This window comes from Massilia sp. P2_C2, from assembly GCF_056404615.1.
Genome location: NZ_JBFUDR010000078.1, coordinates 1 through 21,947, shown reverse-complemented (window position 1 = coordinate 21,947; position 21,947 = coordinate 1). Strand labels below are relative to the sequence as shown.

Annotated in this window: 18 protein-coding genes; 6 read left to right on the top strand and 12 right to left on the bottom strand. The window is 63.1% G+C overall.

The window, feature by feature from the left end:
• The 5 genes from AC1DYX_RS11825 to AC1DYX_RS11805 all read right to left on the bottom strand — a co-directional run.
• Nucleotides 1-136: helix-turn-helix domain-containing protein (locus tag AC1DYX_RS11825; RefSeq protein WP_477259000.1), on the bottom strand; the 136-nt coding region annotated here is incomplete at its 3' end.
• Between the two features lie 194 nt (nt 137-330).
• Nucleotides 331-474, bottom strand: coding sequence for a hypothetical protein (locus tag AC1DYX_RS11820; protein WP_477258998.1), 144 nt, complete (start codon nt 472-474; stop codon nt 331-333).
• Between the two features lie 102 nt (nt 475-576).
• On the bottom strand, nt 577-1,278 hold the full coding sequence (locus AC1DYX_RS11815) for a ZIP family metal transporter (protein ID WP_477258999.1): 702 nt from the start codon (nt 1,276-1,278) through the stop codon (nt 577-579).
• 258 nt (nt 1,279-1,536) lie between these two features.
• Nucleotides 1,537-2,352: a dienelactone hydrolase family protein gene (locus AC1DYX_RS11810; RefSeq protein WP_477258997.1), complete on the bottom strand. Its 816-nt coding sequence runs from the start codon at nt 2,350-2,352 to the stop codon at nt 1,537-1,539.
• A gap of 78 nt (nt 2,353-2,430) precedes the next feature.
• Complete coding sequence (locus tag AC1DYX_RS11805; protein WP_477258996.1) at nt 2,431-3,639, bottom strand: DUF4382 domain-containing protein; 1,209 nt, start codon at nt 3,637-3,639, stop codon at nt 2,431-2,433.
• Between the two features lie 248 nt (nt 3,640-3,887).
• Here AC1DYX_RS11805 and AC1DYX_RS11800 point away from each other — a divergent pair, with 248 nt between their 5' ends.
• A complete protein-coding gene (locus tag AC1DYX_RS11800; protein ID WP_477258995.1) occupies nt 3,888-4,676 on the top strand; it encodes an alpha/beta fold hydrolase in 789 nt (262 codons plus the stop codon).
• Here AC1DYX_RS11800 and AC1DYX_RS11795 read toward each other — a convergent pair whose 3' ends face one another.
• The 5 genes from AC1DYX_RS11795 to polA all read right to left on the bottom strand — a co-directional run bounded on the left by AC1DYX_RS11795 (nt 4,677) and on the right by polA (nt 14,356).
• A complete protein-coding gene (locus AC1DYX_RS11795; protein WP_477258994.1) occupies nt 4,677-4,940 on the bottom strand; it encodes a PAAR domain-containing protein in 264 nt (87 codons plus the stop codon).
• Between the two features lie 11 nt (nt 4,941-4,951).
• Nucleotides 4,952-5,674: a hypothetical protein gene (locus AC1DYX_RS11790; RefSeq protein WP_477258993.1), complete on the bottom strand. Its 723-nt coding sequence runs from the start codon at nt 5,672-5,674 to the stop codon at nt 4,952-4,954.
• Nucleotides 5,675-6,445: 771 nt separating this feature from the next.
• Nucleotides 6,446-8,578, bottom strand: coding sequence for a T6SS effector phospholipase Tle3 domain-containing protein (locus AC1DYX_RS11785; RefSeq protein ID WP_477258992.1), 2,133 nt, complete (start codon nt 8,576-8,578; stop codon nt 6,446-6,448).
• A 27-nt stretch (nt 8,579-8,605) separates the two neighbouring features.
• Complete coding sequence (locus AC1DYX_RS11780) at nt 8,606-11,332, bottom strand: type VI secretion system Vgr family protein (RefSeq protein ID WP_477258991.1); 2,727 nt, start codon at nt 11,330-11,332, stop codon at nt 8,606-8,608.
• Nucleotides 11,333-11,575: 243 nt separating this feature from the next.
• Complete coding sequence (gene polA / locus AC1DYX_RS11775; protein ID WP_477258990.1) at nt 11,576-14,356, bottom strand: DNA polymerase I; 2,781 nt, start codon at nt 14,354-14,356, stop codon at nt 11,576-11,578.
• A gap of 186 nt (nt 14,357-14,542) precedes the next feature.
• Here polA and AC1DYX_RS11770 point away from each other — a divergent pair, with 186 nt between their 5' ends.
• From AC1DYX_RS11770 to AC1DYX_RS11760, 3 genes are read left to right on the top strand one after another with little or no spacing between them, the layout of a single operon-like run.
• Nucleotides 14,543-14,986: a DUF2782 domain-containing protein gene (locus AC1DYX_RS11770; RefSeq protein ID WP_029757495.1), complete on the top strand. Its 444-nt coding sequence runs from the start codon at nt 14,543-14,545 to the stop codon at nt 14,984-14,986.
• Nucleotides 14,987-15,046: 60 nt separating this feature from the next.
• Entirely contained in the window at nt 15,047-16,006 is a 960-nt protein-coding gene (locus AC1DYX_RS11765) for a homoserine kinase (RefSeq protein WP_477258989.1), read from the top strand.
• Nucleotides 16,003-16,770 carry a BPSS1780 family membrane protein gene (locus AC1DYX_RS11760; RefSeq protein ID WP_477258988.1) on the top strand — a complete coding sequence of 256 codons (768 nt, stop codon included), beginning with the start codon at nt 16,003-16,005 and terminating at the stop codon, nt 16,768-16,770. Before AC1DYX_RS11765 ends, AC1DYX_RS11760 begins: the two co-directional genes overlap by 4 nt.
• 87 nt (nt 16,771-16,857) lie before the next feature.
• Here AC1DYX_RS11760 and AC1DYX_RS11755 read toward each other — a convergent pair whose 3' ends face one another.
• Nucleotides 16,858-19,188, bottom strand: coding sequence for a UvrD-helicase domain-containing protein (locus tag AC1DYX_RS11755; RefSeq protein WP_477258987.1), 2,331 nt, complete (start codon nt 19,186-19,188; stop codon nt 16,858-16,860).
• Between the two features lie 289 nt (nt 19,189-19,477).
• On the opposite strand from AC1DYX_RS11755, the gene AC1DYX_RS11750 reads away from it, so the two are divergent.
• Nucleotides 19,478-20,020 carry an SRPBCC family protein gene (locus AC1DYX_RS11750; protein WP_477258986.1) on the top strand — a complete coding sequence of 181 codons (543 nt, stop codon included), beginning with the start codon at nt 19,478-19,480 and terminating at the stop codon, nt 20,018-20,020.
• 173 nt (nt 20,021-20,193) lie between these two features.
• A complete protein-coding gene (locus AC1DYX_RS11745; RefSeq protein WP_477258985.1) occupies nt 20,194-20,706 on the top strand; it encodes a hemerythrin domain-containing protein in 513 nt (170 codons plus the stop codon).
• A 67-nt stretch (nt 20,707-20,773) separates the two neighbouring features.
• On the opposite strand, the gene AC1DYX_RS11740 is transcribed toward AC1DYX_RS11745, so the two are convergent.
• On the bottom strand, nt 20,774-21,947 hold a 1,174-nt coding region (locus AC1DYX_RS11740), incomplete at its 5' end, for a M13 family metallopeptidase (RefSeq protein ID WP_477258984.1).

The following is a 21,947-nucleotide window of genomic DNA, read 5'->3' as shown; positions in this document are numbered from 1 at the left end:
CTTCTGTACCATGTTTCAAATACAGATCACGCCACTTGTAGCCAGTCTTACGGCTGACGCCGAAAGACTGGCAAAGGGCCTGCATATTCACATCAGGTGCAGTCGCCAGGCGAGCAAATTCAAGACGAGAAGACATTCGGGAACTCTCCTTCCAAGGCATTGCACGCTCCGATTGTTAGCTGTGCAATGATCATAAAAGGTGTTACCTATGTCTCTAGACAAGTGTTACCCATGTCTATGTGCTGAACACACCCCTGTGCCCACGCGTGACGCCAACACATCGCAAACGTCCGCGTGGGCACGGCGTGCCCACCCTACGGGGAGAGATTCTTAGTGGCTGAAGTCATAGGGCGCCGGCAGGAAATCGGCCAGCGTGAACAGGACGACCGTCAGTACGAGGGCCATGAGGACGTAGCCGAAACGCGTCGGCTTTTCGCGTAGCGCCACCAGCAGTTGATTCACGAACCTTGTCATGATTCCCTCCGTTCAGCTTACGGCCCAGCATAGGATGCAAGGAATCAAAATGTCAACTGAACGGCGCAAGGACGGGGCCGGCGGGCCGCGATCCGTATCTATTCAATGCCCGTGCGTCAAGAACAGCACGATCAGGACGCCCAATCCGATCAGCAGCACCTGCGGGATCGACTCGCGCACGGTGGCGCGGCGCTGCATCTGCGGCATCAGGTCGCTGACGGCGATGTAGATGAAGCCCGACGACGCGAATACCAGCACGTAGGGAATCAGGTCGCTGGCGCGGTCCAGCGTCGCATAACCGAGTACGCCGCCCAGCACGGCCAGCAGGCTGCACAGCAAATTGAACACGTAGGCGCGCACGCGCGAGAAGCCGGCGTTGAGCAGCACGATGAAGTCGCCGATCTCCTGCGGGATCTCATGCGCGATGATGGCCACGCCCGTGACGATGCCCAGTTGCGGATTGGCGAGGAAGGCGGCCGCGATCAGGATGCCGTCCGTGAAGTTGTGCATGCCGTCGCCGATCAGGATCATCCAGCCGGCGCGCCCTGCCTGCATGGCGTCGTGGCCATGGGCGTGATGGTGTCCGTCGCCCTCGTGGTGGTGCGAATGGCGCAGCAGCGCCACCTTCTCCAGCAGGAAGAACGCCAGCAGGCCGGCCAGCAGTGTGGCGAACAGCGTGCGCGGATCGGCCTTCGATTCGAACGCTTCCGGCAGTGCGTGCAGCAGGGACGTCGAGAGCATGATGCCGACCGACAGGCTGACCATGCGCTCGACGACCTTCGCCAGCAAGGTGAAGGAAAACACCGCGGCGGCCGTGATGCTGACCACGCCCGCCAGGCCCGTGGCCAGCAGGATGGAAATGAGAATCGGATCGATGGTGAAGCCTCTTGTTCTTCTTGGAGCCCGTACTTAGAGCCTATCCCAGTAGGGTGGGCACCCCTGTGCCCACCATGCGTTACCGAGACGCGTACTTTTGGTGGGCGGGGGCCGCCCACCCTACAACAGGCGCGGGTACGCGCAGCGGACGCAAACCGCTGATTGTACCTTCCCGGCGCTGAGCCGTCAGCCGACGCCGTGCTCGCGGAACCAGGCCAGCGCGCGGGCGAAGCCGTCTCGGGCATCCTTCGCGTTATAGGTGGGGCGGTAGTCGGCGTGGAAGGCGTGGCCGGCGTCCGGGTAGACGACGATCGTGGAATCGCTCATACCCTGGCCCAGGGCGGCCGTCATCTGTTCGACGGTGTGGACGGGGATGCCGGTGTCGCGCGCTCCGTACAGGCCGAGCACGGGCACGGTGAGCGTGGGTGCGATGTCGACCGGGTGGCGCGGCTGGCCCGGCGGATTCGGATCGGCCACCAGCTTGCCGTACCAGGCCACGGCGGCCGTCACGCGCGGGTTGTGCGCCGCGTACAGCCACGTCATGCGTCCGCCCCAGCAAAAGCCGTTGACGCCGAGACGGTCGACGTCGCCGCCGTTGTGCGCGGCCCAGGCCACGCAGGCGTCGAGGTCGGCCATCACCTGGGCATCCGGCACCTTGCGGACGATTCTAGCCATCAGGGTCRGAATGTCGGGAATGGTGGACGGATCACCCTGGCGCACGAAGAGGTCGGGCGCAAGCGCCAGGTAGCCCTGCCTGGCAAAGCGGCGCGCCACGTCGGCGATATGTTCGTGCAGGCCGAAGATTTCCGACACGACGATCATCACGGGCAGCTTGTCCTGCCCGGCCGGGCGGGCGTGGTAGAGGGGCACCGCCTGGCCGTCGACCGTCAGCTCGACCATGCCGGCGGAGAGGCCTTCGGTATCGGTATGGATCACGGACTGGGCCGCGACGGGCTGGGCGGCGGCCGCGAAGCCGGCGCCGGGGCTGGCGTTGTCGTTCATTGCCTTCCTTCGTTCAATCATGAAAGGCTTGCTATCTTAACAGCGCCGCCCGGCGCACGCTTGCCGCCGCCAGGACGCTTACGGCGCCAGCGTGAAGTTGACCGCGGTCGCGTTGGCGGTCGAGATGTCGACGGTATTGATCACACCGGTCGTATAGCCCGTGCCGCTTGCCTCGACGCGGTACTTGCCGACGCCCGGCAGCACCGTCGTGGCCGGGGTAAAGGTCAGGGGCAGCGTCGCACTGTAGACCGCGTACTGGGGCGCCGTGACCGGCAGGTTCGCGATCGTATAGGCGCCGGTCGAGATGTCGGCACCCGCATACTTGACGGTCACGGTCGGTCCCGCCACGAACGTCTGCTTCGCCGACACGTACGCCGCCTCGGTGGCGTTCGCCGGCAGCGTGACGGTGCCCGCGATCGAATTCGTCGCGCTGACGGGCAGGTCGAGCGGCGCGCCGGCCGTGCTCACCACCGTGCTGCCGCTTGCCACCGGCACCGCGCCGATCACGTCCGCGACATGGCCGTCGGCCGTGACGACGACGTCATAGTTGCCGGTCGCGAGGTGCGACAGGAAGAATTCGCCGGTAGTCGCATTCGGGACCGTGGACGCGACGATCGTACCGTTCTGCTGCACCGACACGACGACGTGGCTGCCCAGCAGCGAGGTGGCGACGACGCCGGAAATGCCCACTGCCGCCACCGGCACGACCTTCACGACCGGCTTGAGCAGGTATTTGCCCTTCCCTTGCGTGACGACGGATTTGCAGGCGTCGAAGTCGAGCACCAGGTCGACCTTCTGGCCGGCGGCCACGTCGAATTCATTGACCAGCTTGATGCCGCTCTGGACAGCGCTCGGCGTCGTGAGCGTCTGTTCGGTACCGCCCGTGGGCACGACCGAGTTGGCCAGGCCGGTGCCGGTGTTCGCATCCAGCACGAGGCGCAGCTGCGAATAATGGCCCGCCGGCAGGTCGGCCTGGCCGAGGGTGTCGAGCACGCCGTTCGTCAGGTTCAGCAGGTTGATCTTCCTGGCGGGATTCAGCGTGATGTCGGTCCAGCCGCCATCCGTATCGCTCGCGCTGGCGCTGGAATTGACGCGGATCTTGTTGACGGTGACGTTGACCTGGTCGAAGCCGCAGGCCGGCGCATCGGTCAGGGCGACGCTCAGCGTGCCGGTGGATGCCGTCGTGGTCGGCGTGGACGAGCCGCCGCCGCCACCACAGGCGACGAGAGTGGTTGCGATCAGAGCGCTGCCTGCCAGCAGCCCAGCTTGGTGGAATGTCTTGTTCATGGATGCCTTTGAGAATGCCCACTTCACGTTGAGTGGTTCATTTCAATTTACATTCCAAAAGGAAATTTATGTGTTAGGCAACGCACATTGCTTACGTCTGCTTACACCTGTAGCAATTCGTAGTCGCGTTAACACCACTATCCATTTAGCATACGATAATGAACAAGATATGTTTGACAACATAATATGAGCTTGTATTCTGCATGCCAGTCAGTTCGGCAACGTCCTCAATCATGACAGGAGCCCGCATGAATACCAGCAAACCGCAACGTGTCACCGTTAACAACGTACAGATCCATGTCGAACAACAAGGAACCGGCAAGCCCCTCGTGCTTCTGCACGGCGGGATCATGGCCAGCGAAGCGTTCGGCCCGAACATCGCCGCGCTGGCCGCGAACCGCCGCGTGATCGCCATCCACCTGCAAGGCCACGGCCATACACCTGACACGCACCGCCCGCTGCGCTTCGAGACGCTGGCGGACGACGTGGCGGCGGTCATCCGCGCACTCGACCTGGGCAAGGCCGACCTGCTGGGATATTCGTTCGGGGGTGGCGTCGCGCTGCAGACGGCGATCCGGCATCCGGACGTCGTCGACCGGCTGATCGTCGTCTCGGCAGCGGCCAGGCGCGCCGGCTTTTATCCGGAAGTGCGCACCGCCTTCGACCACATGGACACGCACGCCGCGCAAATCGGCGCCCAGGTCGCGCAGTCGCCGCTGGGTGCGCTGTATCCGGAGGTGAATTGGGAGACGTCGTTCCGCAAGATGGGCGAGCTGCAGAGCCGCGATTACGACTGGATGCCGCAGACGGGCGCCATTCGGGCGCCGACGATGCTGGTGTTCGCGGACGCCGATGCGGTCACGCTGGAACACATCGTCGAGTTCTATCGGGCCTTCGGCGGGGGCCGGCGCGACGCGGGGCTGGACGGCTCATTGCGCGCAGTAGCCCGCCTGGCCGTCGTGCCCGGAACGACGCACTACGACCTGTTGACGACGACTGCAGTCGCGCGACTGACCGACGAATTCCTCGGGGCCTGATCAGTTACGTCCACTGGTGCCCACGGTCGAGATCAATTTGGCACCGCAACTCGTCGCATGGCCCTCGAACGCGACCGGCACGCCGTCGATCATCACGTTCGGATCGCCCTCGACGATGACGCAGTTCTCGTGGCCCTTGAGCGGGCACAGGCAGCGGTCACCCTTGCGCGCGACGGCCACGCCGAGCACCTTGCTGTTGGCTGCCGCCGTGATGACCTTGCCGCCGTGCGAGGTCGGGTCGTTGAGGCGGATGACTTTGCGCATGCGGTACCTTTTCAGCGGGAATAGCCCTGCGTCGTATCCTTGACGTCGTGACGGATGCCCCACCAAGCCAGGTGCGCCGCATTCTCACCGCGCGCCCGGAACCATGGCTCGTCGGGCCGGATCGGCCGAACGACGGCGGGCGGCACCACCACGGTCGCGATCGGCTGGGCCTGGTCGGTCGTGCCGCCGACGAGTACGGTCTTGCCGATGTGGTTGGCGTAGGCGATGCCCAGCGCGACGTTCGTCAGCGCCGTGCCCGCGCCCATCTCGCCCAGCAGCGCCGGCGTGTTGAACGCCTGCTTCATGAAGTCCAGTTCCGGCATCTCTTCGGTCACCGTGCGCGCCAGCGCGGCGATGCGGTCGGATGCGCTGGCCGCGTTGTTGTTGGCGTCGTGGATGACGTAGCCGACGTCCGTCGCCTGCTTGCCTGCGTTGTGCGCCGCCTTCTCGACGGCAGCCTTCCATGCCTGGATGATGCGCGGCGGCTTGTCGTTGCCGCTGTCGAAATCGGCCACCTTGGCGCTGGCCGGATAGCCGAGCCAGGCCAGCGGAGCGCGATCCGTCTTGAAGTCGGGACCGGACAGGATCAACTGCACCATGTTTTCGTTGATCTGGCGGTCTTTCGGGCGGCTCGGCGCGTCCCAGTTCATCACCCAGACCGTTTCGTTCGGGTGGGCTTGCAGGTAATCCAGTGCGGCGGACAGCGACGTAAAACCGGCGTTGGCGCCGCCCATGGTGATACGTACGTCGGGCGGGGTGCCGCGGGTCCAGGAGTTCGGGAATGACTTATTACCTATATCAAACGCTTTAGCAATTATGTGTCGCGTATAATTTGCAGCGGAACCGGGGTCGAGCTTTCCTTCCGGAAGAGCATACTCGACGTGAATACCCGCCAATTCGCGCCAGGTTGTTTTATCTTCCCTAGAGTGAGCATTATAAAAATAATTGGAATCCATGAAGTAAATATCTCGATAAGGAATTACAAGCTCATCCAAATATTTTTCATGGTATCCTTCAAAAGTTTCCGTTCCATCATTCCCGACAGCGATTGACCCAACAGCCTGTAATTTTCCATATTTTTCCGGTTTTGCCCGAACCATATCGTCGTTTTTATTTGGCCCAACCAGACCTAATGTCCATAACAACTGCCACTCGGTCGGATAGTCCCTGCGTTGCAACGGATTCAACCATTGCAATCCCACCACTTGAGCCATGAATGGCCCTAATTTCTGCGCAGTTACTACAGGTTTCTGCAAGGTTTCGGCACGCGCAGRACGCGTAGACAGCATCGTCGCAACCCCTAACACAAGCGCAGCAAAAGCAGCAGGCACCGCAAACAAGCGCGTAAATATCTGGCTATTCGAAAGCGGCCGTGCAGCCTCCGGGTCAGCGCGCCAGGTCATCCAGAGAGATATAAACAATGCCATGACAAAGGCTAGAGTGGCGCATAGAATGCGACGAACCAGAGTGCTTGTTATATTACGCATGTGCCGCCTTCCATCCGATTAAATTCCAAACATATTTGTTTCACTAAAAATTCCCGCCGGCATTTTTCCTTCGCCATCTTTTTTTGCCCACTCATAAACGGACCCATCTTTAAAAATACCAAAACCGAAATATTCAAAAAATTGGCTCGCCTCATTATTTTTATTTAGGCCCTTCAGGTATCGCCAGTCCGCCATTTTCCGAAAAAGGTGCATGTCATCACCTTCGATATGACATACCCCAACCGGAATGTCATACGCCAAAGCCCTCTCGGCATGATCCGGATTCGTCATGATCGACGAGTGATCGGTTGCCGGCGCCTTGATATTCTCCGCCAGCGTTTCCTTTATCTTTTTAGTACGCCAGGCCTTATAAGCATCGCTGGCTCTGTCGGGATGATCTTCTTCAGTGACGAATTCCGAATTTCGATACAGCCCTTTGCTTTCATCGGAATCCTGGTGCAAGTCTTCGCGCCTTGCCCTCATCCGCAACAGCGCATGATGCTCATAGCGCAACGACGCTTCTGTATCCTTGTTCCCTTCTGCCTTGCTGCCTTTATCGGTGGCGTATGGATCGCCCTCTTCGTGCACACGCTCCCGGTCTCGGCTCGCCCCCGGCGCATCCGTTCCTTCATCAAATACATCGCCGATTTTTCCGAAACGTTTCGACTTCGGTTCGAACGGTTCAGGTAGCTTTGGAGCCTCCAGCGGTGTCTCCCAATTGTTGTCCGGAAGGGCATTGATGCGGATGTCGATGAGCGCCGTCACGAGATAAAAGACCGGTGCTGTGGCAACAGTCGCCACCTTGGCGAGCCAATTCTTGTTCGCGTCCAATCCTTTCTGGATCGCATACTTTGCCCGTGGCGATTCGGGATACCAGAAATTCTGACTACCCGGCTTCAGTCCACTCCCGTGGTGGTTTTTCCAGAAATGGTAGGTCTTGAGACCTTCTTTTCCCACCGTAAATTTTTCGGCAAATACACGCTGGCAGAACACCCCATGCGCTCCTGTCGCATCGATTTCGTCTTTACTCATCCCGCGCCAACCAATTCCCTGGACCGGGCTGGCCGAAATCACTTGATCATGAGGATTGAAGTACAATGTAACGCGACCTTGGTTCGTTTTGTTCGGACCATATCCCCACTGCTCGCGATCCGTTTCTGCCGAGAATTTGTGCGCCTCGTTCTTCATGAACGCGTCAATCTTGTCTGGCGCTTGCGCATTTTCCGCCTGCTTGCGGATGATATCGAAAAAGTCTTTCAGGGTCATTTTGCGAGCATTTAAGGATTGCCGGCCCCAATGCAGTTCCCCCTGCGCCATTTCAGTGCCCGACCATGCCTCGACGAGGTTCTTCTTCAGCAAGCTGTACGGTGGATTGCACAGCACGTAGCTGTCGGCCACGCAACGGCGGGAATTGCCGGCCGCGTCCGTGACCATGCCGATGCGGTCGCCGAGGAAGGCCGCCGCCATGCTGACCATGTTCCCCTGGCTGTGACATACGATCGTGATGGGCACGTCCGCTTGCTTTTCTCTGATCGCCTTGATCAACTTTGCGAGCCGCAACGCGGCCAGCACGTAATACGGACGCGGCGGGCAGGCGTACACCATGCGGTCATTGGTCGGGTTCAAGTGCTGCGCGTGGAGCCAGAGGAAGAGTTGGTCGTTCAGGCCGCGGCCCCATAGATCCGGCAGCGACGTGCAGCCATTGGCGAATGGGCCTCCGCCCCAGTAATTCTGCTCGTTCAGGAAAATGCCGTCGCCATAGGTCTGCAACTCCTCGGCGCTCGCTTTATAGCCCCAGCGGAACTGAATCACGGGTGAATAATGAGGACTCGGCGCGATGAAAGTGTCCGGCTGTTTTTCCGGATTCAGGTAACCGTCCGCCGTCAAATCATCCAGATACTCGACCGGCAACAACTTTCCTCCTTTCGGGTTCGCGTGAACGATCTCCCAATCCCGGCGCGCGAGACGCCTATTCAGGCCATCGCACAACCCACGCTCCGCCGCCTGGAACCACTCGCCATCCGAATTCACCCCGTGCACGAAGATCACGATGCCCGGCAGCGGCAGCTGCATCACCACGTCCAGGTAGCTTTCGTTCAGCAGCGTGCTGCCGCTGCCGTCGCCCAACGTGATCACGGTCGGGTCGTCCATTGTCATGCCTTCCATCCCTGCTCCCGCCTACTTCAACAGTTTCTTGAATGTCACTTTGAGCTGCTCCAGCCGATCGCCCTTGACCTTCGGGCCTTCGCCGGCGGCATTGGTCTCACCCGTGATCGGTGCGGCGCCGTCGCGCTCGATGTGCACCTGCATGCCCTCGACGGGCTTGCCGTCCGTCGCCCGCACGAGGCGCGGCGTCCGCTCGAACGTTCCCGAATCGAACGACGGCATGTCCGTCTTTGCGCTGGCCGGCCCGTTCCAGTGATGCTCCGCCGTCTTGACGGTCAGATTCCCCGGCCCGCCGATCTCGATGTCGCCACCCTTCAACCGCAAATAAGCGCCGCCGCTGACGATGAAGGTCATCTCTTCCTCGGCCATCGCGATCATGCGTTTGGCCGCCGTGACCTTGATGTCCTTCGCCGACACCAGCTTCATGTCGTCGTGCTGGCTCTGCATCGTGAATTCGCCGTTGTGCGCGATCTGCGTGATGCCGTCGCTGTGCGAAAACAGCGAAATGCCCTTGCCGGCGTTGACGTTGAAGCGCTTGCCGCTGGCCAGCTGCATGTGCTGCTGCGCCACCGTGTCCAGGTTGACGCCCGCGTAGCTCACGATCGTCTTCGGCGTGCTGAACGCAATGCCCGCCGGGCCGGTCAAGCTCACGGTCGGCCTGGCGTCGCCGGCCACGTCCGCGCTGCGGGCGCCCGGTGCCGCCTCGAGGTCGGCTTTCAGTCCGTCCTGCGGCGCCGGGTCGACCGGCAGTCCCTGGTGCTGCGCGGCGTATTCGCCCAGCGTCTTGAACAGGTCCAGGCAGTCCTGCATCAGGGCCAGGTGTTCGTTGCCGCTCAGTTGCGTGCCGGCGGCGCCGAGGCGTTTCCAGGCCGAGATCAATAGCGACTTGGCCGTGCGGATCGCGCCGCTGTCATCCGTACGCAGCTCGAAGCCCTGGCCGCGCGGGTCGGCTTTGCCGTCCTGGCGCGGGTGTGTCAGGTAGCCGAGGTTCAACTGGCTGCGTCCATGCACGCTTTCCAGCTGGGCGCTGATCTCGCCCGGCGTGTCGTCCATGCGCAGCTGGTTGTAGCGCTGCGACTTGCCTTCGCGGCTGACGATGCCCGACAGGTAGCGGTCGCCCGGCAAGCGGCTCGTGCGGCTGAACGACGGGGGCGGCGTCTTGCCGCCGTGTGCGCGGCCGATGATCAACGGTTTGTCCGGGTCGCCGCCGACGAACGCGCACAGCACCTGGTGCCCCACGCGCGGCAGCGAGATCGTGCCGTACTGGTCGCCAGCCCACGGGTTCGCCACCTGGACCCAGGCCGAATCGCGGTCGCTGTCGGACGCGCCCGCGCCATGGGCATGCGCGTGGTCATCGTCGCGGCAGCCGGGGAAGCGCACCTTGACGCGGCCGAGATGGTCGCAGTGGATCTCTTCGTTGACCGGGCCGACCACGGTCACGTACTGCAGTTCGGTGCGCGGCAGGTCCACGCGCGGGTCGTACGCGGGGACGATCGGCACGCCGCGGCGCACGCAGCTGAAGCGGTTGGTGTAGCGCACGCCGCGCTCGGCGCTCGCCTGCGCCAATGCCGTGCTGTCGTCGCGCCAGCGGTTCAGCGAGAACAGGCGCCGGGCCTGTTCGTCGAGCGTCTTGGGCAGGTTGTTCTCGGCCTCCACGCGCAGTTCGGTGACGACGAAGTCGCGCTCGGCCTCGGGATGGCCGTCCAGTTCGGGATGGTCGACGATGGTGTTCCACTGGCCGACGCACATGTTGCGCTCGCTGCCCTCGCCCTGGAAGTACTTGGCCTCATACTCGTGGCGCTGCATGCGCGCGAGGCCGAGGCTGCGGTAGTCGGACGCGTCGTCGCCCTGGTGCGGCGCGTCGACCAGGTAGTCGTCCAGGCTGGCGGCGAAGCGGTTGCCCAGCTCGCCCTGGTCGTTCATGCCGTTTTCCTGCATCGACGTCGGGCTTGACGCCACGTAGTCCCAGCTCTGGCGGCCGATCTTCCCCAGCGTCAGCGTGCGCACGGCGTGCCAGGCGGTGATGACGTCGCGGACTTCGGTCGCATCGTCGCGGTGGAAACGCACGGCACCACCAGCGTTCCTTTTCAGCGACATTGCGTCGTCGAACAACACCAGCGTGTGCAGCGGCGTCTCGTCACTGCCGCGCTCGCTCGCCACGCCCGGCTGGATGAACCAGGCAATGCCGCGGCGTTTCCACAGGCGGCGCAGGAACGCGCCCGTCGACTCGTTGTACTGCATCGTGAATTCACGCTGCGGGTACGATTTCAGGCCGCCGAGGTCATAGGCGAATGCGCGCGCCGCGACAGGGTTCGCCTGGCGGAATTCCTTGAGCAGGATGTCGGTGATGTCGACTTCGCTGGCGTTGCGGAACACGCGCATGTTGCAGGTCTTGTCCAGCAGGGAGAACGCGTCGCGCACCACGAGCTGGTAGGTGGCAAGGCCGCCGTCGCCCTGCCCTTCCGCCGCCGCCGCGACGACGCCGCACACGGAGCGCAATCCTCCCGTGTCGGTCACGAACTGCAGCTCGACCGGGTTGGCGATGAACCGCTTGAGTTCCATCCCCGCCTGCGGCGACACGCACAGCAGCGAATAGTCGATGCCGCCGCAGATCGACTCGCTGCCGCTGACGTGCTTGACGAGCAAAAGATCGTCGGCGACGCCTTGTGCGTTCGACAGGCGCAGCCGGATCGGACGGTGCGCGTCCGACAATTGAAATGCAACGGAATCCGGTGACATGGAAGACTCTGCAAACCCAAAAACTTAACTGGAAGGAAACAGCTGGGCAGAGTCTAGCGAGGATTGACTTAAATGAAAATATGTGTCCGAAGAATTTGTTGCGTGTAACGCATTATTTTCGACACATTTTATTAAAGATGAGAATGTGTGAACGAAAACCCGCCAACAGCACCGGGCACGAATGTGAGAAAGGGCGAATTCTCACACCGCGCCAGGTTCGCGGAAAGCCTGGTGCGCGGAGGCTCAGTGCGCCTCCTCCCAATTGCTCCCGACGCCCGTCTCGGCCACCAGCGGCACCTTCAGCGTGGCCACGCCCCCCATCAGCTCCGGCAGCTTCCGCTTGACGAGGTCGAGCTCGTCCTGCGGCACCTCCAGCACCAGTTCGTCGTGCACCTGCATCACCATGCGGGTGCGCAGACCATCTTTCTCGATCCAGTCCTGCACGGCGATCATCGCCAGCTTGATCAGGTCCGCGGCCGTGCCCTGCATCGGCGCGTTGATCGCCGCGCGTTCGGCCCCGGCGCGGCGCGGGCCGTTCGGCGAATTGATCTCGGGGAGCCACAGGCGGCGGCCGAACACGGTCTCGACATAGCCCCGCTCCTTCGCGAGCAGACGGGTCTCGTCCATGTAGCGCTTGACGCCGGCGAAACGCTGGAAATAGCGCTCGATGTAATTGCTGGCGGCGCCGCGTTCGATGCCGAGGTTCTGCGCGAGACCGAACGCGCTCATCCCGTAGATCAGGCCGAAGTTGATGACCTTCGCGTAGCGCCGCTGCTCGCTCTGCACTTCTTCCGGCGGCACGCCGAAGATCTCGGCGGCGGTGGCGCGGTGGATGTCCTCGCCGGCCGCGAACGCACGCAGCATCGCCTCGTCTTCCGAGATGTGGGCCATGATGCGCAGCTCGATCTGCGAATAGTCGGCCGACACGATCACGCTGCCTTCCGGCGCCACGAACGCCTCGCGGATGCGCCGGCCTTCGCTCGTGCGCACGGGGATGTTCTGCAGGTTCGGATCGTTCGACGCCAGGCGGCCCGTGATGGCGACGGCCTGCGCGTAGTTCGTGTGCACGCGGCCCGTCTGCGGGTTGACCATCTTCGGCAGTTTATCCGTGTACGTCGACTTCAGCTTCGACAGGCCGCGGTGCTCCAGCAGGATCTTCGGCAGCGGATAGTCTTCCGCCAGCTTCTGCAGCACCTCTTCGTCTGTGGATGGCGCGCCGGTCGCCGTCTTCTTGATGACGGGGAGCTGCAGCTTGCCGAAGAAGATCTCGCCGATCTGCTTCGGTGAGCCGAGGTTGAACGGGCCGCCGGCCAGTTCATACGCCTGCTGCTCCAGCTCCATGATGCGCGCGGCCAGTTCGTTCGACTGCGCCGCCAGCTTGTCGGCGTCGATCAGCACGCCGTTGCGCTCGATCTTCTGCAGCACGACGGACGTCGGCAGCTCGATCTTGCGGTAGATGAAGTTCAGGCCTTCGTCGCTTTCGACGTGGCCGATCATCGCCTGGTGCAGGCGCAGCGTGATGTCGGAATCCTCGGCCGCGTACTCGGTCGCGCGGCCCAGTTCGACCTGGTCGAAGCAGATCTGGCTCGCGCCCYTGCCGCACACGTCCACGTACGGGATCGTCGTGTAGCCCAGGTGGCGCAGCGCCATCGTGTCCATGTCGTGCGGCTTGTGCGATTCGAACACGTACGACTGCAGCAAGGTGTCGTGCACGATGCCGCGCAGTTTCACCCCGTGGTTTTCGAAGATGTGGCTGTCGTACTTCAGGTTCTGGCCCAGCTTGGGCTTGTCCGGGTCTTCCAGCCACGGCTTCATGCGCGCCAGGACCTCTTCGCGGTTCAGCTGTTCCGGCACGCCGGCATAGCGGTGCGCGAGCGGGACGTACGCGCCCTTGCCCGCCTCCACCGACAGCGAGATGCCGACCATCTCGGCCGCCATCGGGTCGAGCGACGTCGTCTCCGTGTCGACGGAGGTCAGTGGCGCCTGGTCGATCAGCGCGAGCCAGCGCTCGAACTGTTCGTTCGTCGTGACGGTCTCGTATTCGCCTTTGATGATCGGCATGCCGGGTTGCGTACCTGGCTGCAAACCCGCCGCGCCTTCCGGCGAATTCAGTGCGGGCGCCGATGCGCCCGGTGCGCCCGGGGCGCCGTACTTGGCCGCGTTGCCGGGGCCGATCTCGCGCAGCATCGTCTTGAAGCCGTAGCGCTGGAAGAAGTCGCGCAGCGCATCCTTGTCTTCGGGGCGGCCGATGAGGGTCTCTTCGATCGACACGACGTGGCCCACGAGGTCGCAATCCGTCTTCACGGTGATCAGTTCGCGGCCCTTCGGCAGCCATTCCAGCGCGGCGCGCAGGTTTTCGCCGACGGCGCCCGTGATCGACGCCGCGTTCTCGATGACGCCGTCCAGCGAACCGTGCAAGGTGAGCCACTTGACCGCCGTCTTCGGGCCGCACTTGGTGACGCCGGGGACGTTGTCGACGGTGTCGCCGATGAGGGTCAGGTAGTCGATGATGCGGTTCGGCGGCACGCCGAACTTCGCCAGCACGCCCGCCTCGTCCAGCTTCTCGTTGCTCATCGTGTTGATCAGCATGACCTTGTCGTTGACGAGCTGGGCCAGGTCCTTGTCACCGGTCGAGACGACGGTATTCAGGCCGCGCGCCGCCGCCTGCGCGGCAAGCGTGCCGATCACGTCGTCCGCTTCGACACCCTCGACCATCAGGATCGGCCAGCCCATGTGGCGCACGACCTCGTGGATCGGCTCGATCTGCCTGGCCAGGTCTTCCGGCATCGACGCGCGCGTGGCCTTGTATTCCGGATACAGGTCGTCGCGGAACGTCTTGCCCTTGGCGTCGAACACGCAGGCGATGTAGGCGGCCGGGAAGTCCGCGCGCAGGCGGCGCAGCATGTTGACCATGCCGTGCATCGCGCCGGTCGGGTAGCCGTCCGGGCTGCGCAAATCGGGCAGCGCGTGGAATGCGCGATAGAGATAACTGGAACCGTCGACGAGAAGCAGGGTGTTGTCCATAGGGCGAAATCGAAAGTGGGGCCGCGGCGGCACGGCAAAACGTGCGCCATTATCGCAGAATCGGGGATGAGGAAACGGCAAGCCGGCTGGAGCGCGGCCATGTCCTGAATATGGGGATTCGGCGACACTTTTCACAGAGAAGTGGCGGTGTTTGTTAAAATGGACTAAACGACAAAGGTGACTATCATGCCGCGTACCTCTTCCCGTCTCGCCACCCTCGCGCTGTTCCTGGCCGCACAGGCCGGATTGGCCGCGGCCCAGCAGCAGACCACGCAGCCGGCCCCGAGCCAGGCACCGCCGAAGCTCGAACGCGTCGAGCCGGGCAGCGATGTTCCGGCAACCAATATCCCGCCGAAGCGCGGTACGCAGATCAAGGAAACCCGCGACGGCGGCCAGGTCACCGAAGTCGAAGTCACCACACCCGGTGGCAGCCATTACTATATGAAACCGAACACCCAGCCCGGCAATGCGCAGACGAATTCGATCCGCGCACCGCAATGGAAGGTGGGTGAATTCGACCTGTCGGGCAAGCGGAAAGCCACGAGCGAATCCGGCACGAATGCCCCGACGACGGCCGACGCGCCGCCTCCTCCTCCCATGCCGGCTACCGCCGCGCCCGAGAAGAAGTAAGCTTCAAACGGGACCGGCTGCCTTCGTGTGGCCGCTACAGCGACTTTTCTTTCTAACACAATGGCAGTTTTCACCCCGGTCACGCTGGATGACCTCTCTCAGTGGATCAAGCAGTTCCCTCTTGGCAAAGCCCTCGCGCTCAAGGGCATCGCGAGCGGCATCGAAAACAGTAACTTCTTCCTGACGACGGAACGTGGTGAGTACGTCCTCACCATCTTCGAGAACCTCAGCTTCGAGCAACTGCCCTTCTACGTGCAGCTGATGCGCCACCTGGCCGAGCGCGGCATTCCCGTGCCGGCACCGGTACCGAACGATGCGGGCGATCTGGTGGTCGCGCTGCACGGCAAGCCGGCGGCCATCGTCAGCAAGCTCGATGGCAGCTCGCAGATGGACCCGCAACCGGTCCACTGTGCCGAAGTGGGCACGGTGCTGGCGAAGATGCACCTGGCCGGCCGCGACTTCCCGCTGCAGCAGCCGAATTTGCGCGGACTGGACTGGTGGGTGGAGACGGTGCCGAAGGTGCTGGCTTATCTCGACGCCGACACGGCCGCGCTGCTGCAATCGGAACTGGCATTCCAGCGCGACTTCGCCGCCGGCCCGATCTATGCGCAGTTGGATCGTGGTCCCGTCCACGCCGACCTGTTCCGCAACAACGTGATGTTCGTCGGCGAACGCCTGTCCGGCTGCTTCGATTTCTATTTCGCCGGCTGGGACACCTGGCTGTTCGACCTGGCCGTCACCGTCAACGACTGGTGCATCGATCTCGACAGCGGCCGCCTCGACGAAGCACGCGTCGTTGCGCTGACGCGCGCCTATCATGCGGTTCGCCCGTTCACGGCCGCCGACCAGGCCGCATGGCTGCCGATGCTGCGCGCGGCGGCGCTGCGTTTCTGGCTGTCGCGCCTGTATGATTTCTACCGTCCGCGTGAGGCCGAAATGCTGACGCCGCACGATCCCACCCACTTCGAACGAGTCCTGCGCGAGCGCATCRCACAGGGCGCCCCCGACCTGACAGCATGAACGATCTGCCCGCACGTACCGGATGGGAATGGCTGAAACAAGGCACGGGCCTGTTCCGCAAACAGCCCGCCGCCCTGACGACGCTCCTCTTCGCCAATCTCCTGTTCAGCATCGGCCTGTCGGCCTTGCCGTTCGTGGGACCGGTACTTGCGGTCGTGCTGATTCCGTCGTTCTCGATGGCTTTCATGCAGGCCTGCCTGATGATCGAGAACGGCGACCGCGTCACCCCGGCCGTGCTGCTGACGGGCTTCCGCCGGCCGGCGCTGGCCGCGTTGTGCAAGCTGGGGCTCGTCTACCTGGGCGTGTCGCTGCTGATGATGGTGATCATGCGCCTGGCGATCCCGCCCGAGGTCCTCGTGCAGATGGCGCCGCGGCCGGACGCCAAGCCGCCGGCGGACCTGCAGACCTCGCACATGCTGGCCCTGCTGGGCGTGTTCGTGCTGGACGTGGCCATGCTGGTGACGCTGTGCTTCGCCGCCCCGCTCACCTACTGGAAGCAGATGGGACCGGGCAAGGCCACGTTCTACAGCTTCTTCGCCGTCATCCGCACGGCGCGGCCGTTCCTCGTGCTGCTCGCGGCATGGTTCGGGATCTTCGTCGGCGTATGCATGGTCGCCGCCATGATCTTCGGCGACGCCGTGGTGGGACGGGTCGTCGTCATGTGGCTGATCTTCCTGTTCGTGCTGCTGCTGCAGTGCGCGATGTATGCGGGGTATCGCACCATTTTCGGCAAGCCGTACGACAAGGCGCCGCAACCCACATAACCACGAGTTCGCGTAGGGTGGGCACACCGTGCCCACGCGGACGTTTGCGGTATGTTGGCGTTACGCGTGGGCACAGGGGTGCCCACCCTACCGACCGATTCTTTCGAGCTTCGCGACCGACAGGTCGAGCACCTTCATCCCCTCCGCGCCAAAATTGATCTGCGCGCGCGCACTCCCGGCACCACCTTCGATGTTGACGATCACGCCCTCGCCGAACCGCGCGTGACTGACCGACTCGCCGATGCGCCATCCGGTGCCATTGCCGTTGGTGGACTTCTGCGCGATCTGCCTGGCGATCTGCTTAGTGATCTCGTTATCGCTGCCGCCTTCGCGGAACGTAGCGTCGTCCCACGCCGTCGTCGACTTGCGGCCGGCAAACCAGTTCGTCTGCACGCGTGGCGTCAGCCATTTCAGCGCGTGTTCCGGCAGTTCGTCGAAGAAGCGCGACTTCATGTTGAAGCGCGTCTGCCCGTGCAGCATGCGCTGCTGGGTAAAACTCATGTAGAGCCTGCGGCGCGCGCGCGTGATGGCCACGTACATCAGGCGGCGTTCCTCGTCGACGCCATCCATCTCGCGCGAGCTGCTCTCGTGCGGGAACAACCCCTCTTCCAGGCCCGTGATGAACACGGCATCGAATTCCAGGCCCTTGGCCGAGTGCACGGTCATCAGCTGGATCGCTTCCTGGCCGGCCTGCGCCTGGGCGTCGCCAGCTTCCAGCGACGCGTGCGCAAGGAACGCGGACAGCGGCGACATCACCGCCGCCAGTGGCGCATCCGCGTCGAGCACTTCGACGCCGTCGCCTTCCACGATCGCCGTGCCGGTGGCGGCCAGCGCCTGCGGGCCGAGGTGCGCCGGTGCATGCGTACCAAAACCTTCTTCCTGCACGAACTGGGTGGCCGCACCGACCATCTGCTGCAAGTTCTCGATGCGTTCCTGGCCTTCTTTTTCGTTGGCGTAGTGCGCCAGCAGCGTACTGCGCTCGAGCACGACGCGCACCATTTCCGGCAGCGGCAGCTGCTGGGTCTCGAAGCGCGCGCTCTCGATCAGCTTGACGAAATTACCGAGCGCCGTGCCGGCCTTGCCCGTCATGTAGGGCACGGCCGCATACAGCGACACGCGATACGTCTCCGCCGCCATTTGCAACTGCTCGATCGAACGGGCGCCGATGCCGCGCGTGGGAAAGTTCACCACGCGCAGGAATGCGGAGTCGTTGTGCGGATTGTCCATCAGCTGCAGATAGGCGATGGCGTGCTTGACCTCGGCGCGCTGGAAGTAGCGCAGGCCGCCGTACACGGTGTACGGCAGGCCGGCCGCGAACAGCGCGTGCTCGATCACGCGGCTCTGGGCGTTGGAGCGGTACAGCACGGCGATCTCGCTCCTGGACACGCCTTCGGCCATCAGGCTCTTCGCTTCGTCGATGATCCACTGCGCCTCTTCCAGGTCGGACGAGGCTTCATAAATGCGCACCGGTTCGCCCTGGCCCGCGTCCGTGCGCAGGTTCTTGCCGAGGCGCTTCGCATTGTTCGAGATGAGGAAGTTGGCGCTGTCGAGGATGTTGCCGTGCGAGCGGTAGTTCTGCTCCAGCTTGATCAGGTTCTTCACTTCGAAGTCGCGCTCGAACGCCTGCATGTTGCCGACGTTGGCTCCGCGAAACGCGTAGATGCTCTGGTCGTCGTCGCCGACGGCGAAGATGGCGCCGCCGCGCGGCTCGCCATGGCCGGACAGCAGCTTCAGCAGGTTGTACTGCAGGTCGTTGGTGTCCTGGAACTCGTCGACGAGGATGTGGCGGAAGCGCATCTGGTAGTGCTGGCGCAGCGGGTGGTTACGCTGCAGCAGTTCGTAGGCGCGCAACAGCAGCTCGGCGAAGTCGACGACGCCTTCGCGCTGGCATTGCTGGTCGTACAGGTCGTACAGCTCGGCCATGCGCTTCTGCACATGGTCGTACGCCTCGACCTCGTGCGCGCGCTGGCCCCGCTCCTTTGCGTTGTTGATGAAGTACATCAGGTCCTTCGCCGGGTACTTCTCGTCGTCCACGTTCAGCGCCTTGAGCATGCGCTTGATCATCGACAGCTGGTCCTGCGAGTCGAGGATCTGGAACGTCTGCGGCAGCGCGGCGTCGCGGTGGTGCGTGCGCAACAGACGGTTGCACAGGCCGTGGAACGTGCCGATCCACATGCCGCGCGTGTTCACGGGGAGCATCGCCGAGAGGCGCGCGAGCATCTCCTTGGCAGCCTTGTTGGTGAAGGTCACGGCCATGATGCCGGCCGGGGACACCTGCCCGGTCTGGATCAGCCAGGCGATGCGGGTCGTCAGCACCCGCGTCTTGCCGGACCCGGCGCCTGCAAGGATCAGGGCGCTCTGGGACGGCAGCGTAACGGCCGCCAGCTGTTCGGGATTCAGATTGTCGAGGAGATTCATCCGGGCATTATAACGTCGTGACCCGCCCTCGGCATCGCCGCGGCGGCTTTTTACTGATTATATATACAGTATCACAACAACCCCGGGCGCGATGTGCCGCAAGTCGCGTGATCGAACTTTTCACCGTGGCACGGCTCCCTCAAGAATGTTTCCGCAAGGCTCGCGGGCGCCATGATGCTCGCTTTTCACGTAATTTTGACGACAGATGGGCTCCTCATCGGTCCAGCCTTTTGACGGGCATGGACCAATTTTGTGTATGCAACTGAACGCTTGGGATAAGGAGGTAAAAATGCTGAACCGTGTAGTGACGGTCGCCGCGCTGGCCGTCGGCGGCATGATGCTGTCGAAAAAACTCAAGGGCAACAAATCGGGCATGGACTCGTCGATCCTCGAGACCATCGAGGTCAACGTTCCCGTGCGTACCGCCTATAACCAGTGGACCCAGTTCGAGGATTTTCCGCAGTTCATGGGCAGCGTCCATGAAATCCGCCAGTTGGACGACAAGCGTCTGCACTGGAAGGCCAACGTGGCCGGCGAGGAAAAGGAATGGGATGCCGAGATCACGGAACAGATCCCGGACAGGCGCATCGCCTGGCGCAGCACCAGCGGCGTGCCGAACGGCGGTGTGGTGACCTTCCACAAACTGTCCGACGACGTGACCCGCATCACGCTGCAGATGGATTACCAGCCGGAAGGCCCGATGGAAAAGATCGGCGACGCCCTCGGCGCCGTACGCCTGGAAGCCCGCGGCAATCTGCAGAAGTTCAAGGACATGCTCGAGAAACGCGGCAAGGAAACGGGCGCCTGGCGCGGCAGCATCTCGCAGCACTGACGCTGGTCCGTGCCAACGAACGCCGCCCGCCGGGCGGCGTTTTTTCTGGAAGCGAACGTTGCCGCGACACGTCGTTGGGTGCGTTAGCGAACATGCGGCATGGGTGCCCGGGAGTAGGATGATCCTCTGACGGCATATCGGAATATGCCGGTCAACCGTTGAGGAGAGTACCCATGGCAACCACAGATGACCCCGTACGGCCGGAACCGCATGACGCGTTCCCTGTCGACAATCCGGTCCAGGCCCTGATGCGCGACCACGACCTGGTGCGCAAGTTGGCCGACACCTACCAGAACACGCAAAGCGCCGACGTCAAAAAGCAGGCAGCGACGCAACTGGTCCAGGCCATCCACGTGCATTCGCGCCTCGAGGAGGGCGTGTTCTACCCCGGCGTACGCCGCGTCGACCCGAACCTGATCGCCCGTTTCGAGGAAGACCACCTCGGCGTCGACGACCTGCTGGCCACGCTGCAAGGCATGTCGATGGACGAGGCCCGCGCCGAGCCATTGGTCAACGAACTCATCGCTGCAGTCCTGAGCCATATTCGCCAGGAAGAAGAACAGTTGTTCCCGGAACTGCGCCAGGCCAGGCTCGACCTGACGGCTATCGGCCTGCAGATGCAGGCCTTCGAAGCCAATCTCGTGCACCTGCAGGCGCAGCTCAGCGACCAGGGGGCGCGGCGTTGAACGTCGCCTGACCTATCAAAAAACGCCGCTTTCRAGGCGGCGTTTTTTTTGTCCGTAGCGACGTCAATTACCACACGCGGCAGCGCTTTTCCTTCACCATCGGCTGGCCCGGCTTACACTCGAATGCCTGCTGGAACTGCGGCATGTTCACCATCAGCCCGTTGACGCGGTAGCGGCCCGGCGAATGCGGATCCGTCATCGCGTTCACGCGCAGGTTTTCCGGCCTGTCGTTTTCGCAGGCCCATTGCGCGTAACCGACGAAGAAGCGCTGCTCCGGCGTCAACCCGTCGCGCAGCGCTTGCAGCTCGGCCTTCGGCTGCGCTTTCTGCGGCATGTTGGCCATCTCGGCCTGCCACGCCATCCAGCCGAGGATCAGGCCGCCCAGGTCGGCAACGTCCTCGCCCAAGGTGAGCCGGCTGTTGATCTTCACATCGTCCACCACCGTGTACTGCGCATACTGATCGACGATGCACTGGGTCCGTTCCTCGAACGCTTGCGCATCCTTCTTCGTCCACCAGTCCTTCAGGTTGCCGTTGGCGTCGAACTGGCGACCCTCGTCGTCGAAGGCGTGCGTCAGTTCGTGGCCGATGGTGCCGCCCGTGTTGCCGTAGTTGGGCGCATCGTCCATCTTCGGGTCGAACAGCGGCGGCTGCAGCACGCCGGCCGGGAAGTTGATGTCATTCATTTGCGGATCGAAATAGGCATTCACCGTCGGCGGCGTCATGCCCCATTCCGTGCGGTCGAGYGGCTTGCCGATCTTGGCCAACTGGCGGCGCGTCTCGAACTCGTTGCCGCGCCGGACGTTGCCGGCGAAGTCGCCCGGCCTGACGACGTAGGCGCCGTAGTCGCGCCACTTGTCCGGGTAGCCGATCTTGTTGACGATGGCGGCCAGTTTCTTTTGCGCCTGCGCCTTCGTTGCCGCGCTCATCCAGTCGAGCTCGTCGATGTCCTGCTTCATCGCCTCTTCGATCTGGCGCGTCATGTGCAGCGCTTTTTCCTTCAGCTCGGGCGAGAACGCGCGGCCGACGAATTCCTGTCCCAGCGCCTCGCCCAGCTGCTGGTCGACGAGGGCCACGCAGCGCTTCCAGCGCGGTTGCTGCTGCGGCACGCCGCGCAGCGTCCTGCTGAAAAAATCGAAGTGCTCGTCGTCGAAGTTCGATGCCAGCACGGGCGACAGGTTGCGTGCCACGTGCCAGCGCAGGTAGGTGCGCGTGGCCGCCACGTCGTTCGTCGTCCACAAC

Excerpts from the sequence above, each read along its gene's own strand:
- AC1DYX_RS11820 (WP_477258998.1), bottom strand. The coding sequence starts at position 474 with ATGACAAGGTTCGTGAATCAACTGCTGGTGGCGCTACGCGAAAAGCCG.
- AC1DYX_RS11805 (WP_477258996.1), bottom strand. The coding sequence starts at position 3,639 with ATGAACAAGACATTCCACCAAGCTGGGCTGCTGGCAGGCAGCGCTCTG.
- AC1DYX_RS11800 (WP_477258995.1), top strand. The coding sequence starts at position 3,888 with ATGAATACCAGCAAACCGCAACGTGTCACCGTTAACAACGTACAGATC.
- AC1DYX_RS11795 (WP_477258994.1), bottom strand. The coding sequence starts at position 4,940 with ATGCGCAAAGTCATCCGCCTCAACGACCCGACCTCGCACGGCGGCAAG.
- AC1DYX_RS11790 (WP_477258993.1), bottom strand. The coding sequence starts at position 5,674 with ATGGGCGGCGCCAACGCCGGTTTTACGTCGCTGTCCGCCGCACTGGAT.
- AC1DYX_RS11785 (WP_477258992.1), bottom strand. The coding sequence starts at position 8,578 with ATGGACGACCCGACCGTGATCACGTTGGGCGACGGCAGCGGCAGCACG.
- AC1DYX_RS11780 (WP_477258991.1), bottom strand. The coding sequence starts at position 11,332 with ATGTCACCGGATTCCGTTGCATTTCAATTGTCGGACGCGCACCGTCCG.
- AC1DYX_RS11770 (WP_029757495.1), top strand. The coding sequence starts at position 14,543 with ATGCCGCGTACCTCTTCCCGTCTCGCCACCCTCGCGCTGTTCCTGGCC.
- AC1DYX_RS11760 (WP_477258988.1), top strand. The coding sequence starts at position 16,003 with ATGAACGATCTGCCCGCACGTACCGGATGGGAATGGCTGAAACAAGGC.
- AC1DYX_RS11755 (WP_477258987.1), bottom strand. The coding sequence starts at position 19,188 with ATGAATCTCCTCGACAATCTGAATCCCGAACAGCTGGCGGCCGTTACG.
- AC1DYX_RS11750 (WP_477258986.1), top strand. The coding sequence starts at position 19,478 with ATGCTGAACCGTGTAGTGACGGTCGCCGCGCTGGCCGTCGGCGGCATG.
- AC1DYX_RS11745 (WP_477258985.1), top strand. The coding sequence starts at position 20,194 with ATGGCAACCACAGATGACCCCGTACGGCCGGAACCGCATGACGCGTTC.